At 51.5% G+C, this 14,927-nt stretch carries 13 protein-coding genes; 7 read left to right on the forward strand and 6 right to left on the reverse strand.

The features are described 5' to 3' along the window. Positions 1-115: 115 nt before the first annotated feature. Positions 116-2,548, reverse strand: coding sequence for a putative ABC transporter permease subunit YbbP (gene ybbP / locus IO95_RS01940; protein WP_023492372.1), 2,433 nt, complete (start codon positions 2,546-2,548; stop codon positions 116-118). Beyond that, complete coding sequence (ybbA, locus tag IO95_RS01945) at positions 2,545-3,231, reverse strand: putative ABC transporter ATP-binding protein YbbA (protein ID WP_023492373.1); 687 nt, start codon at positions 3,229-3,231, stop codon at positions 2,545-2,547. Before ybbA ends, ybbP begins: the two co-directional genes overlap by 4 nt. Here ybbA and tesA point away from each other — a divergent pair. The 4 genes from tesA (at position 3,202) to IO95_RS01965 (ending at position 6,367) form a co-directional block, all read left to right on the forward strand. Next, a complete protein-coding gene (gene tesA, locus IO95_RS01950; RefSeq protein WP_200874146.1) occupies positions 3,202-3,840 on the forward strand; it encodes a multifunctional acyl-CoA thioesterase I/protease I/lysophospholipase L1 in 639 nt (212 codons plus the stop codon). The two genes, ybbA and tesA, sit on opposite strands and share 30 nt — an antisense overlap. A gap of 25 nt (positions 3,841-3,865) precedes the next feature. Then, on the forward strand, positions 3,866-4,642 hold the full coding sequence (locus tag IO95_RS01955) for an SDR family oxidoreductase (protein ID WP_023492376.1): 777 nt from the start codon (positions 3,866-3,868) through the stop codon (positions 4,640-4,642). A gap of 86 nt (positions 4,643-4,728) precedes the next feature. Beyond that, entirely contained in the window at positions 4,729-5,586 is an 858-nt protein-coding gene (locus tag IO95_RS01960; protein WP_023492377.1) for a co-chaperone YbbN, read from the forward strand. A gap of 73 nt (positions 5,587-5,659) precedes the next feature. Next, the gene (locus IO95_RS01965; RefSeq protein WP_023492379.1) at positions 5,660-6,367 is read left to right on the forward strand and encodes a glutathione S-transferase family protein; all 708 of its coding nucleotides are present in this window, start codon (positions 5,660-5,662) and stop codon (positions 6,365-6,367) included. Between the two features lie 78 nt (positions 6,368-6,445). On the opposite strand, the gene IO95_RS01970 is transcribed toward IO95_RS01965, so the two are convergent. The 4 genes from IO95_RS01970 to IO95_RS01985 form a co-directional block, all read right to left on the reverse strand. Next, a complete protein-coding gene (locus IO95_RS01970) occupies positions 6,446-7,348 on the reverse strand; it encodes a carbamate kinase (protein ID WP_023492381.1) in 903 nt (300 codons plus the stop codon). A gap of 77 nt (positions 7,349-7,425) precedes the next feature. Further along, entirely contained in the window at positions 7,426-8,292 is an 867-nt protein-coding gene (locus IO95_RS01975; protein WP_023492382.1) for a DUF2877 domain-containing protein, read from the reverse strand. Beyond that, the gene (locus IO95_RS01980; protein ID WP_023492383.1) at positions 8,285-9,550 is read right to left on the reverse strand and encodes a DUF1116 domain-containing protein; all 1,266 of its coding nucleotides are present in this window, start codon (positions 9,548-9,550) and stop codon (positions 8,285-8,287) included. Before IO95_RS01980 ends, IO95_RS01975 begins: the two co-directional genes overlap by 8 nt. 9 nt (positions 9,551-9,559) lie before the next feature. Then, positions 9,560-11,227: an acyl-CoA synthetase FdrA gene (locus tag IO95_RS01985; protein ID WP_023492385.1), complete on the reverse strand. Its 1,668-nt coding sequence runs from the start codon at positions 11,225-11,227 to the stop codon at positions 9,560-9,562. Positions 11,228-11,608: 381 nt separating this feature from the next. Between IO95_RS01985 and allD the strand changes: the two genes are divergently transcribed. The 3 genes from allD (at position 11,609) to allE (ending at position 14,907) form a co-directional block, all read left to right on the forward strand. Beyond that, on the forward strand, positions 11,609-12,658 hold the full coding sequence (gene allD, locus IO95_RS01990) for an ureidoglycolate dehydrogenase (RefSeq protein WP_023492387.1): 1,050 nt from the start codon (positions 11,609-11,611) through the stop codon (positions 12,656-12,658). Between the two features lie 165 nt (positions 12,659-12,823). Then, positions 12,824-14,056, forward strand: a complete 1,233-nt coding sequence (allC, locus tag IO95_RS01995; RefSeq protein WP_023492388.1) for an allantoate deiminase — start codon at positions 12,824-12,826, stop codon at positions 14,054-14,056. 65 nt (positions 14,057-14,121) lie between these two features. After that, on the forward strand, positions 14,122-14,907 hold the full coding sequence (allE, locus tag IO95_RS02000; RefSeq protein WP_023492390.1) for a (S)-ureidoglycine aminohydrolase: 786 nt from the start codon (positions 14,122-14,124) through the stop codon (positions 14,905-14,907). Positions 14,908-14,927: the final 20 nt, after the last annotated feature.

The raw sequence follows: 14,927 nt of genomic DNA on the forward strand, positions 1-14,927 counted from the left end.
GGTGTTTACTAAAGATTCCAGCCCCCCTTTTGCACTATTGCTGCCCGTTAGCTTCGGCTATCGGCACAGTTCACACTGTGCCGGATTGATTATTCAGCCAACGAAAGCTCGAGGATCACTCCTCATAGCCACGGAACAGCGCCTTCCCGCGTAGTAAGCGCACACCTAACCAACCGCCACAGAGGGAGAGCAGCAACGCACTGAGTAGTGGCAATGCCCACCATAGAACCGGTGTTGGTGCCCAGGGGAAGTCAAATACCTTGGTCTGCAACAGCCACAGCGCTGCTTCCGCCCCCAGTGCGGCGGCAATACCGGCCACCAGCCCCAGTAAGGCGAACTCGCACCAGAGTGTGCCGCGAAGTAAGCGTTTGCTCGCCCCCAAGGTACGGTAGACCACCAGTTCTTGTCTGCGCTGGCGCATCCCCACCTGTACTTGTGCCATCAGCAACAGGCCACCACACACCACCACCAGCACCACCATCACTTCCAGTGCGCGGCTGACTTGCTGCAACACACCACCAATTTGGTGCAGAATGGCGCCAATATCCATCAGGCTCAAGGTGGGGAACTGGCGATTAAGTTGCGTCAGTAACTTGCCATCTCCCTGATAACGGAAGCTGGTCAGCCAGGTTTGTGGTTGCCCATCCAGCCCGCCCGGTGGGAAGATAAAGTAAAAATTCGGCTTCAGGCTTTCCCAATCCACCTGGCGCAAGCTGGTCACTTTAGCGCTAAATGTCTGGGTATCACCGCTGAAGGTTAACGTATCCCCCAGTTTGACCTTTAACCGCTCAGCCAGTCCTTGATCCATCGATACTTCACCCGGCTTTGGTGGCCAGCTACCGGCAGTAAGCGGGTTGTGGTCCGGCTGCGTGGCTTGCCAGGTGAGGTTGAGCTCGCGGTTAATGGCCTCCCAACCGGGGTCTTCCTCACGAACTCTGTCCGTTGCCAGTTGTTGGTTAATCTCGGTCAAACGCACCCGCACGATGGGGTAAAAAGCCTGCTCTGGCAGTTGGTGCTGCTGCAAGAAGGCTTTAACCTGTGGCACTTGCTCAGTGGTGATATTCATCAAGAAATAGTTGGGGCTACCCGGCGGTAATTGTTGTTGCCAACGGTCAAGCAAGTCACCCCGTAATACCAGCAACAAGGCCAATAGCATAAACGACAGCGAAAACGCCGCCAGTTGGCTGACTGTCACCCAAGGTTGATGCAACAGACGATTCACTGCCAAGCGCAGCGCCAGGCTTTTCAGCGTGATGCGCCGCAGCAGCAGTAGGCTACCCCAGCCAATCCCCCCCAAGAGCAGGGCCAACACCACGATACCAGCCAAAATAGCCCACAGTAACTGGCTAGCCCCCATCAGTAGCGTCAGCGATAACACCACCACCAGCAGCGTAATTGGCAAGAAGTAACGCAGTGGCCAAACGTTGGCTACCACATCTCGGCGCAAAACACGCAGCGGTTGCGTCGCTAACAATTGCCGGTAGGGCCGCAGGCCAACCAGTAACGAAATCATCACCAATGCGCCCAGCGCCCACAGCCATGGCCAGGCCCCGGCGGCGGGGAGTTTCCCCGGTAGCACCGGTGACAACAGGCGGATCAACAGCGTTTCAAAACCCAGGCCGATCAAGCTGCCACAGACCCCGGCCAACAGCAGCACCGCCAGCCACTGGCCAACGATCAGTTTGCTGAGTGCCTTGCGCCCTGCCCCAAGGGTTTTTAATACCGCAACCAGATCATAACGGCTGCGACAATAGTGGCTCATGGCCACCGCGACCGCTGCAACCGACAATAACAGCGTCAACAGTGCCGAAAGCAGCAAGAACTGTTGTGAGCGCTGCAACGATTTCCCCAGCGCACTGCCGGACTCTTCCAGCCCGTACCAACGCTGGGAAGGTTTCAATTGTGGTTCCAGGTACTGTTCAAAATGTTGAATATCTGCCGCTGAACCGGCAAACATATAGCGGTAAGTCAGGCGGCTACCGGGCTGCACCGCGCCGGTTTTATCCACATCCGCCAGGTTGATGATGATGGTAGGCGCGGTCCGGAAGGGGTTAAAACCGGCATCCGGCTCCTGGATGATTTCACCGGCAATGCGTAAGGTGGTATCCCCTACATCGAGATTATCGCCCACGTTCAGCCCCAACAACGCCAACAGACGCGGTGCCACCAACACGTTGCCCGGTTCCGCTTTAAGGTTATCCGGGCGGGTTTGCAGTTTGCCATACAGCGGATAGATATTATCGGTCGCTTTGACATTCGCCAGTTGCGGGGTATCACCCGCATAAGTCATGGTGGTGAAAGACAACTGGCGGCTGACCTGCAACCCCTGCTGGCGGGCAGCCTGTAACCACGCCTCTGGTGCCGGGCGCACGGTGCGCAATACCCGGTCACCGGCAAGATAATCTCGGCTTTGCTGGCTTAACCCTTTATCCATACGGTCACTGATACTGCCCAGCGCCAACACACAGGCCACCGACAGCGTCAGAGCCAACCAGACAATTAGCAGTGCCGGTGAGCGCCACTCACGCCAGAACCAACGCCAGATCATGCTTCCTCCCACAATTTGCCATCAGACAAACGTAACCGCCGTTGGCAGCGTGCCGCCAAGGTTTCATCATGGGTCACCAGAATCAGGGTGGTGGCGTAGTCACGGTTGAGGGAGAACAGCAGATCGGCAATGCGCTCACCGGTTTGGCGATCCAGGTTGCCAGTGGGTTCATCAGCAAACAGCACTTTCGGGCGGCCACTGAAGGCACGAGCCAGTGCCACGCGCTGCTGTTCGCCACCAGAAAGTTGCGCCGGCAAATGATGGAGGCGCTTACCCAGCCCTAGCTGTTGCAGCAGTTGAACTGCCTGTTCACGGCTTTGGCGGTCACTTTCACCCCGTAGCAGTGCGGGCAATTGCACGTTCTCCAAGGCATTCAGGGTGGGCACTAACATAAAAGATTGAAAAACAAAACCGACGGCTTTGGCCCTCAGCGCCGCACGCCCTTCTTCATCCAGTTGGGGGAGCGACTGGCCCAATAGCTGCACCTCCCCGGCGCTACCATCATCCAACCCGGCAAGGATCCCCAGCAAGGTTGATTTGCCGGAACCGGACTCGCCAATCAAGGCAATTGTCTGCGCGGGTTTGACAACCAGCTCGACTCCGGTAAGGATGGTAAGCTGATGCTCACCCTGACCAACGTGTTTACTAAGATGATGGACTTCAAGAACGTTTTCCGCTGGCATCTTCCCTTCCTTTTGCTGTTGGGATTGTTCAGTTTACCTGCTACTGCCGCCAATACGCTGTTGATTTTGGGCGACAGTTTAAGTGCTGGCTATAATTTACCGCTGGCCGAAATCTGGCCAACCCGGTTGGCGAATCAGTGGCAGAAACAACCTGGCCACCCGCAAGTGATCAATGCCAGTATCAGTGGTGATACCGCTGCTCAGGGGTTGGCACGCTTGCCTGCGCTGTTACAACAGCATCAGCCCCGCTGGGTGTTGATCGAACTGGGGGCCAATGATGGCCTGCGTGGCTTCCCGGCACCCGATATTCAACGGGATCTCGGCAAGATTATCACACAAGTACAACAGGCCGGGGCTAAACCCCTGTTGATGCAAATTCATATTCCGCCCAACTATGGCCGCCGCTACACCGAGTCATTCAGTGCCATCTACCCGGCGTTAGCCAAGCAGTTCAGCATTCCATTATTACCCTTTTTTATGGAACAGGTGGCGATAAAACCGCAATGGATGCAGGATGATGGATTACATCCTAATCAGGATGCCCAACCGTTTATCGCCAACTGGATGGCGCAACAGTTGGAACCACTAGTAAATCATGAGTCTCCCTAAATAGCGTTGTTAACTAGGTAAAGTTATGCAAAAAGCAGTCTTGATAACCGGTTGTTCCAGCGGGATTGGGTTGATTGCCGCACAAGATCTACATCGCCGTGGCTATCGCGTGCTGGCCGCCTGCCGCAAACCCCAGGACGTGGAAACAATGCGTGAACTTGGGCTGGAAGGCATTGAGCTTGATTTGGACGATAGCGCCAGCGTTGAGCGTGCGGCAGCACAAGTCATTGAGCTCACCCAAGGGCGGCTGTATGGCCTGTTCAACAATGCCGGGTTTGGGGTTTATGGCCCGCTGAGTTCCGTTTCACGCCAACAGTTGGAGCAGCAATTCTCGGCTAATCTGTTTGGCACTCATCAATTGACCCAATTGCTGTTGCCCGCCATGTTGCCTCACGGTGAAGGGCGTATCATTCAGACCAGTTCGGTGATGGGGTTGATCTCCAGTGCCGGCCGTGGTGCTTATGCCGCCAGCAAATTCGCCCTGGAAGCTTGGTCAGACGCGTTGCGTATGGAACTGCACGGCAGCGGCATTCAGGTGAGTCTGATTGAGCCGGGGCCACTGACTACCCACTTTACCCAGAATGTTAATCAAGTAAAAAGCGATAAACCGGTGCACAACCCGGGTATCGCCCGGTTTCTGACCTTGCCGCCCGAAGCAGTGCTACCAAAATTGCGCCATGCGTTGGAAAGCCGCCGAGCCAAGCTACGCTACCCGGTCACGTTGCTGACTTATGGCATCTCGATTTTACGCCGTCTGTTACCGGGGCGAGCGATGGATTGGGTTTTACGTAGTAATGGTTAATAGATTGATAGGGCAACGGTTGAAGCTCCGCCGTTTGCCCCCATTTAGCATAAAAATGGTACCACCAGATAAAATAGAGAGAACCTATGCTAGCTCAAGCTGTTGTCGTTGATATTAATGAAACCAATCTGCACCAAATGCTGGAGCAGTCAGTGTCCACGCCGGTGCTGTTCTATTTCTGGTCAGATCGCAGCCAGCACTGTCTGCAACTCACCCCAATACTGGATAAGCTGGCAGCGGAATATGCCGGCCAGTTTATTTTGGCTAAAGTCGACTGCGATGCAGAGCAGATGATCGCCTCGCAATTTGGGCTTCGCTCGATTCCAGCTGTCTATCTCTTCAAAGATGGGCAACCGGTGGATGGTTTTCAAGGGCCACAACCGGAAGAGGTGATTCGTGATTTCCTGCAGCCTTTCCTGCCAAAAGCGGAAGACCTCAAACTGACAGAAGCCACTCACCTGCTGGGGGAAGGTCTTGCAACAGAGGCTTTACCACTGTTGAAAGAGGCCTGGCAAATCAGTAACCAACGCAGTGATATCGGCTTGCTGTTGGCAGAAACGCAAATTGCCCTCAACAAAGTGGAAGAGGCCAATAGCGTACTGGCGACTATTCCGCTACAAGATCGCGATACCCGTTATCAAGGGTTGGTGGCCGAAATTGAGCTAATGAAGCAGGCGGCTGACACACCAGAAATCCAGCAGTTGCAGCAGCAAGTGCAACAACAGCCGGAAAATGTCGAGCTGGCCGTGCAACTGGCTTTGCAATTGCATCAGGTTGGCCGTAATGAAGAAGCGCTGGACCTGCTCATGGGGCATTTGCAGAAAGATTTAGCGGCAGCGAATGGCAATGCTCGCAAAATGCTGATGGATATTCTGGCCGCGTTGGGAACCAGCGATGCGCTGGCTAGCAAGTACCGTCGGCAACTCTATTCGTTGCTGTACTAAATATTGTTGTACTAAACATTGCTGTACTAAACATTGCTGTACTAAACATTGCTGTACTAAACAAGGAACGCTTATGCTGCAACTTCACCAGTTTGCCTTAGTCAATGGCAAAAACATCAGCCCGTTCTGCTACAAAGTCGAGCTCTATTGCCAGTTGGCTGGCATTGCTTATCAAGCAGTGCCAGATATGCCGCAAAAGGCACCACTGGGGAAGTTGCCCTTTATTATCGATCAGGGTAAAACCATCGCCGACAGTGGTGCGATCATCGATTATCTGAAAGCCACTTACGGCGACCCGTTGGATAGTTCGCTGACCGAACAGCAACGCAGCCTAGGCCATTTACTGCGCCGTACCTGTGAAGAGAGTCTTTTCTTCACACTGACTTATTCGCGCTGGGTGGATGACGTTTACTGGCCAATAGTGAAAAATCTGTTGTTCGCCAGACTCCCCCCTATTGTGCGCCATATTGTGCCCTACATGGTGCGGCGCAGTATTCGTAAAGCACTCTGGGGCCAAGGTTATGGCCGCCATAGTAAAGAAGCTATTTATGCCTTGGGGGCCGCGGATCTGGCCGCCATCGCCGCCTGTCTAACGCAAACGCAGTTTGCTGTCAGTGATACCCCAACCTCTTTTGATGCGATGTTGTACGCTTTTATCGACAATATTGTTACCAGTCGCCTCGATAGTCCGCTAAAAACTAGCGTGCTGCAGCACCCGTCACTAATGCAATATCATGCCAATATGCAGCAGTTACTGGCGACCAAGCGTGAACAACATTAATGCTGTTACCAATAACGCAAGAGGGCTGGGTTAACCCGGCCCTCTATTTTATGCAACCCATCTATCGCAATGGGTTATTTACGGCGTAATAGAGGTGCCGGCAGTCCCTATCAGCACTGACTCAATATCTTTCAAGGCACCAATATGAGCAACTTTGCCACTGCGTTGCACAAAGCGGCTGACTGCCATGATCTTTGGCCCCATGGCGCCATCCGCTACGGCGAGCGGTGCCAATTCCTGGATAGTGGCGGAACGAATCGCTTGTTGCTGTGGGCTCCCCCAATGCCGGTAGACTGCATCCGCATCGGTGAGGATCAGCAGGTGGTCTGCGGCCAGTTCTTCCGCCAACAGCGCCGAGGCCAGATCCTTATCAATCACCGCCTCGCTACCGCTCAGGCCATGCTCAGCTTCCACCATAGGAATGCCGCCGCCACCACTACAGACCACAATGTGGTTTTGGGCCAATAGCAATTTAATCGCTGCTATATCAATAATTTTTTTAGGCTCAGGTGAAGGAACCACGCGGCGCAGATATTTCCCGTCCAACTTCATGCTCCAGCCATATTGCTGCTCCAGCTCACGCTGTTGCTGAGGCTGATACACTGGCCCGATAAATTTGCTGGGCTGCTGGAATGCGGGATCCTGGCTATCCACCAATACCCGTGTCAATAATGTAGACACCGGTTGAGCAGGATGAAACGCACCTAATTGTTGTGCCAGCATATAGCCAATCATCCCCTGGCTTTCAGCCACCAGAATATCCAGGGGATAAGGGGGCACATCACGATAAGCGAGGTTTTGTAATGCCAATAGACCCACTTGCGGGCCGTTACCGTGCACAATAGCAATACGATATTTCTTTGCCAGCTTGCCAATAACATCAGCAATTAATGCAATGCTCTGGTACTGGTTCTCTGCGGATAATACCGCTCCGCGCTGTAATAGGGCATTGCCCCCTAAAGCAATGACTAATGTTTCCATGTCAACACCTATTTTTTAGTAAAATATAGCCATCGTGATTAAAACTGCGTCACGGGGTAAATTGAGTTAATTTAAAGTTAATGAAGGTAATTAATGGTCATTACCCCTAGCCAAATACCCAATAACGTATCGGCACCAGAAAAATGCCCCATGTTTAACAGATCACGGATAGATTGCGTTAATTCTCTGGGCTGAATTAAAGCCCGAGCCAATAGTTGTAACGCGGTAGAGAAAATACCTTGTTCAGCAAATTTTAAATAATGCTCGCTGACCAATGTGGTTAATTTATGCAGTGGCTGGCTAGCCGCAAAAAAAGGCGGTAAGCAGGCCACATCCACCCGGCTATCAAGATGTGCGGTCAACAACATCCCGACCAGGGTATCGTCGTTACTTGGTGTTAACCCCGGCCCTTTGCCAACAACAGCGCTCCAATCAACGGCCTGCCCTTGCAACCAGGCACAAAACTTTTGCTGCAGTTCCCGGGTTTCGGCAACCAGTGGTTGCTCAACAATCTGTTGCAAACGACCAAACAGACCGGTACTGGCTGGTTCATCAGCCAGTAGGGTCGCCAAGGGTGCCAGAGGGATTTCATCACGTAGATTCAGATAAAGATTCAGACGTTTATGATGACGATAGATGCAGATATCATCTATCTGGATCCCAGCCTGAGAAAGCTGGCAATCATCAGCCGCTAGCAGGCTATCGGATAACTCGTCGAAATCACCCGCTGCTATCTCCCACCCCATCGGGCTCAACCCGCATCCTTCACGGTGCAACGTCAATAACCGGCCATGGGGTGAAAGAAAATTGATCGCCTTGTTGAAGCGGCCGACACAACGTAGTGGACCATAATCTTGGGTGGCATGGTGGCTGACAGCTAACGCAGTGATATCCATCGACTCCCCTGTGCCCAGGTTGCCCTGGGCACCTCCATCGTTACTCACGGATGCCTAATTTTTCAGCCAGGGCTTCGATAGCTTTTTCAAAACAGCCTAGTGGTGCCCGCACGGTACCCGCGCCAATCTGCCCAACACCCGCTTCCCGGTGCGCGATGCCGGTATTAATTAACGGCGTGATACCGGTTTCTACCACCCGGCGCGCATCTAACCCCAAACAAGCCCCTTGGAAATCCCAGGTAGGTATTTGCAGCATCATGTTGCGCTCCAGATAAATCTCTGTCATTTCCTCTGAGATATCGATAGCCGCACTCATGCCGCCCGTGGCGCCAACAAAGCGGGTCACACCCGGTGCCGCAACCATGGCCGCACCGCCGATACCAAAAGTCTCAGTAATGGCGCTATCACCAATATCTGGGTTGGCATCCGCCTGGCTGTAGCCAGAGAAGAACAACCCTTCAGGCATATTGACCGGTGCAGTAAACCACTGGTCACCCATCCCACTAATTTTAACCCCAAAGTTTTTGCCATTACGCGTCATAACCGTCACGATGCTGCCCTGTTTGATTTCAGCACCCGCATCCATCGCCGCCTTGCAATAAGCCATCGCCAAGTTGAGGAAGAATTGGTCAGTAATGCTGAGGAACTGCATCACCTTGCCTAATTCGCTTTTATCACGATCCAGCAGAGTGATTTGAGGGGCCAATTGGCGCATCAACAAGGCTGACGCGGCAATATTGCGCTGGTGGAATTCGTCCCCCATGGTGATCGCCTGAGCCATCAAAGCGGTCAGGTCGATGCCGCCATCAAATTTAGCCAGAGCCTCTTTCAGCACCGGTGCCAGTGAATCACGCATCCAGCGTAAACGCTCCTGCACATCGGGCCCGTAGGCACCAAAACGCATTACCTTGCCGATCCCTTCGTTCATGTTGCAATAGGCATAGTTACCATGAACGCTATCTTTTACCACCACCATCGGCATGTGTGCCGAGGTAATCCCCCCCATTGGCCCAACAGCACTGACGTTGTGGCAGGGAATAAATTCAATCTCGCCGTTTTCGAGCAGAGACTGTGCCTGTTGCTCGTTATCTGCCCATTGTTCAAACAGGCAGGCACCAATACAAGCACCGCGCACCGGGCCACTCATTTCTTGCCAGGTCACTGGCGGCCCAGCATGCAACAGCTTTCTGCCCTGAGCCAGTTGTGGGATAAGATTTTTTGCCAAATCAACATCTTGCCAATGAGGGCGAGCTTCACGGATCCTGGCGATAACGGCAGCATTTGCTTGTTCAATAGATGCGTACATATCAATCCCTTACTTTAATTTTTTCAGTATATTAGCCAATCGTTGATTGCCACCGGCAACCGGAGCCCACTGGTAGTGGACTACTGAAATGTCATTGGTTTGCAGGTCATCAGCAAAACTGCGTAGACCTGCGTTGATCACCGCAACACCGGCCAACATGGCAGGCACCGGTTCGCTAACGCCAAGCAGTGGGGGCGCAATGAGCTGGCAAGCTAACTGCACGGCTTCCGGCAGTGAATTCATGACCGCAATACCCGCTTCACTCAGGGTGGTAATCTGCTTGGAGCGCTGTTGTGGATCCTGTTCAGTCCCGGTCACCGTGGCAATAACCGCCAAGGGATGAGCCTCGCCGCGCTTTTCACGCAGGCGTTTAACCTCGTTAACCAGCGAACCCGCAGGATCTTCCTGAGCGCCATAGCCAATCACCACATCCAGCAGTAACACACCAACCTGGGGCTGTTGAGCCAGACGAGCAATTTCCTGATTACGGGTTGAAGGGTCAATCATCGGGTGTGGCTTGCCCTGGGTGTAAAAATCATCACCCATATCGATAATGTGGTGCCCGTCGGCATTAAGCATTGAGCCCTGGTGGTGTTTACTGTCCCCCTCAAGGCCCAGTTGTTCCCCCAGCAGCATGGCGCATTCAGCCGCCAGGGTGCCGCCCGCATATAAACCGCAGATTTTACTGCCACAAACTGCCGGCTGTTCGGCAGCCATTTGTTGTACATGGGCCAGCATGGCAGCCAGACGTGCCGCCTCATCCAGCGTGGCAGCAAAGGTAATATTATCTTCTTGTTGCTTGGCTGCCCGGGTACCCAAGAATAATGCCACCACTGGCTTACCCAGTGTTTTCATCTCTGCAATCACCCGCTGGCGTACCTCTGCAGCGGGTGGCTTGGAGACAAATGCCAATACCCGGCTCTGAGGATCCGCCGCCAGCATACGCAAGGCACTGATGGCACTGATCCCCCCCACCTCGGCGGTTAAATCGCGCCCCCCTAAACCGATTGCATGGGATATCCCCTGCCCAGCCAGGGTAATTTGCGACATCAGTTCCTGAATGCCGGTACCAGAAGCACCGATGATGCCGATGGTTCCCTGCGGGGCGACGTTGGCGAAAGCCAGCGGTGCCCCTGCGATGCTGGCGGTACCACAGTCAGGGCCCATAACAATCAACCCCTTGCTACGCGCCTTGGTTTTGAGTGCCACCTCCTGTTCCACACTGACGTTGTCAGAAAACATCATCACATTGCAGCCATCCTCCAACGCTTGATCAGCCAAACCCGCTGCATATTCACCCGCAATGGAAATCAGCGCCATATTGGCCTCTGGTAACTTCTGCCTGGCCATACGCCAACTACGGGCTTTGAGCAGGCGTTCCCCCCCTTGCTGCCCTTGGGCAATCGCCTTCAATGCGGCCTCCAACGATTCACTAATCTGCGCAGTAATATGGCTATCTGCGGAATCTGCTTTAATCGCTACACAAATATCATTCGGGGTTGCTTCGCTAAATTGCGGATGCCAGAAGCCAGTGGCTTCAAGTAGTGATTTATTTGCTGGTGTCCCCATCATGACGGAGATTTCTTCAACGTCAGGTGATTCACTGAGTTTACGGGAAATTAGCATCAGGCTAACCGAATCCTGAAAGCTCCCTTTTTTTATAAAAGCATGGACCATAGTGATATCCTTAATACAGCATGTGAGCCTTACCCTCATTTGTTCATAACAGGTAAGCACTAATGTTTTTTATTCGCCTATTTACTTGCAAAAATCTTAATTTTCTTCTTTCAAGCTACAAATAAAACCCCAACATAAAGGTGAGATTCATCACAGTTTAATCATTGTTAGAAAAAATCATTAAATCTGACAACTACTTGACAATAGAATAAAAAATGACAATTAATTTATTAAAAATATTTTAATAAATTAATTTGCATTCAATGAAAATTTAAATAAATTATACAATACCAATCTAGATCACATTATTCCCCCCTCAGCTTTATACATTATGTGCCAAAGGTGGCTTAATAATAAACTGTAGTAACGAAAGGACTGTCTATGAAAGTCTCTAAACAACAATTGCATCAACTTATTCAAAATAAAATTCATGCAGCAGGGCTAAACCTGGTTCATGCCGGCATTGTCGCCGATGTTTTGGCCCATGCGGATGCTCGCGGTATCCACTCTCACGGTGCCGTCAGGGTAGAATATTATTCTGAACGCATTAGCAAAGGTGGCACCAACAATAATCCGCACTTCACTTATGAAAAAACCGGCCCTTGTAGTGCCGTTTTTGATGGCGATAATGGCGCCGGGCATGTTGCAGCTAAACTGAGCATGGATCATGCCATTGAAATGGCAAAAGATAACGGTGTCGCGGTGGTAGGCGTTCGGCGTATTGGCCACAGTGGGGCCCTGTCTTACTTTGTGCAGCAGGCAGCTCAGGCCGGCATGATAGGGATTTCACTGTGTCAGTCAGACCCGATGGTGGTCCCTTATGGTGGGGCAGAAGTCTATTACGGCACCAACCCCATTGCTTTCTCGGCACCCGCAGAAGGGAAAGACATTTTAACCTTTGATATGGCCACCACGGTTCAAGCCTGGGGCAAAGTGCTGGACGCCCGCTCCCGTAATGCACCTATCCCGGATACCTGGGCAGTTGACAGCGAAGGCAAGCACACTACCGACCCTTTCGCTGTTAGCGGGTTGCTGCCGATTGCCGGGCCAAAAGGCTATGGCCTGATGATGATGGTGGACATTCTTTCTGGTGTATTACTGGGATTGCCTTTTGGCAAGCATGTGAGCTCCATGTATCACGACCTCAGTGTAGGGCGGGAATTGGGCCAACTGCATATCGTTCTCAACCCTGGCTATTTCACTAATGAACGTGTTTTCCGTCAGCATGTCAGCCAGGTAATGAATGAACTCAATGCCATCAAACCTGCACCTGGGGTGGAAAAAGTCCTCTACCCGGGTCAAGGTAGCTACATGCGTGAGTTGGAAAGTGAGAAGAATGGGATTGATATTGTTGATGAGATTTATCAATACCTGATTTCTGACGATATTTACCAACGTTCTTACGATCATAAAGACCCGTTTGCCAGTTAAAAAATAGGTAATCAGTCCGTGTGGTGATGTTGCTCTTTTTTGAGGTGGCGACATCACCTGCGTGATTTTTATTATCTCTCACCCCAGGTAAAACAGAGCTAATGGATTATCAGTGTCAATCTAGCTAGCAAATATCCTAGGAAAGCTAAAAAAAGGCAGATAGATATGAAAAACTTCCAACAAGAAATTAGTGAAACTTCTGGCTGGTTATCAAAAATAGGTGCCGACCCCAGTGGTGGCATGACACGGTTGCTGTATACCAAAGAGTGGATTGACGCCCAACAGGCATTGAAACAGGCCTTCGAAAGCGCCGGTTTGACGGTTTCCTATGATGCAGTGGGTAATTTGTCTGGTCGTCTGCTGGGCAGTAAGTATCCTGAACAGGTGATACTGTCTGGTTCTCATATCGATACCGTGGTCAATGGTGGCAACCTTGATGGGCAATTGGGTATCGAAGCCGCTTATTTGGCCATTAAGCACCTTAAAGAGACCTATGGAACGCCACTACGGACGCTGGAAGTGATCTCTTTGGCGGAAGAGGAAGGCAGCCGTTTCCCGTTCGTTTTCTGGGGAAGCAAGAATATTGTCGGCTTAGCCCGTCCTGAAGATGTACAAAATATCTGCGATGCCAAGGGAGTCAATTTTGTTGATGCCATGCATAGCGCCGGTTTTGATTTTCCTCAGCCAAATCAATTGCCACGTAGCGATATTGCTGCCTTTGTCGAATTGCATATTGAGCAGGGCAAGGTGCTGGAAACCGAGGGTACGACCATTGGTGTCGTCACTGATATCGTTGGGCAGCGCCGCTATAATGTGACATTGCAAGGCGAGGCCAATCACGCTGGCACAACGCCGATGAGTTATCGTAAAGATGCTGTTCATGCTTTTAGCCGTATCTGCTGCGAGTCTATCGCTAAAGCACAAGCTGAAGGGGATCCGTTAGTATTAACCTTCGGTAAGGTGGAACCTAAGCCTAATGTTGTCAACGTGGTGCCTGGCTATACACAATTCACCATTGACTGTCGCCATACTGATCAGAAAACGTTGTTGCGTTTTACACAACAATTGGAGTCTGATATCAAGCGCATCTGTGCAGAGATGGATATCATTCCCACCATTGATTTGTGGATGGATGAAGCCCCTATTCCGATGAACCGGCAGTTGGTACAAAATGTGGTACATCTGTGTGAAACCGAGCGCCTCAACTACCGCCTGATGCACAGCGGGGCGGGCCATGACGCTCAAATATTCGCGCCTAAGATACCCACAGTGATGATGTTTGTTCCCAGTATTGGTGGTATCAGCCACAATCCAGCAGAAAAAACCGCGCTTAGCGATCTGTCTGAAGGCGTCAAAATTCTGACACATACCCTTTATCAATTGGCCTATCAGGAATAACGGTCATCGTTCTGCCCCTGTCACAGCGAATCGACGGGGCAGATTTATTAATCAGGAGAATTAACGTGGGTTACTTCAACAATCAAATTGGCTATCCAAAGGATATTTTGTCCTCTCGCGCGGTGATCAAGCGTGACAATTATGCGCTTCTTCCAGTGGAAGGCTTGGTACGCAATATCATTCCTGGCTTTGAAAACTGTGATGTCACTATTTTATCTACCCCCAAGTTAGGGGCCAGCTTTGTCGACTATGTGGTGACACTGCATGCTGACGGTAACAATCAGCAGGGTTTTGGTGGTGAAAATGTTGAAACCTTTGTCTATGTGATTGATGGCAAAGTTAAGGCGTCTGCCGATGCAACCGCCCATACCTTGACCAGTGGTGGTTATCTCTATTGCCCGGCCGGCGTGACCTTGCGGTTGGCTAACGATAATGCGGGTAAATCCAGCCAGTTATTCCTGTATAAGCGTACCTATAAGCGCATTGCTGGCCACGAAGCGCGTATCGTCTGCGATAATGTAAACAACCTTGAAAAGATCCACTATGAAGGGATGAGTGAAGTTATCCTGCAGGACTTACTGCCGAAAGATCTGGGCTTTGATATGAACATGCACATTCTTTCTTTCGAACCAGGTGCTAGCCATGGTTATATTGAAACGCATGTTCAAGAGCATGGTGCTTATATATTGAGTGGCAGCGGTGTTTACAACCTGGATAATGAGTGGATCCCGGTGAAAAAGGGAGATTATATTTTTATGGCCGCGTATGTACCACAAGCCGGTTACGCCGTGGGCAAAGAGTGCTTTAGCTATATCTACTCTAAAGATTGTAACCGAGACGTTGATATTTAATCATCTCTGAATTTCTTTGA

The sequence above is a fragment of the Serratia sp. DD3 genome, assembly GCF_000496755.2.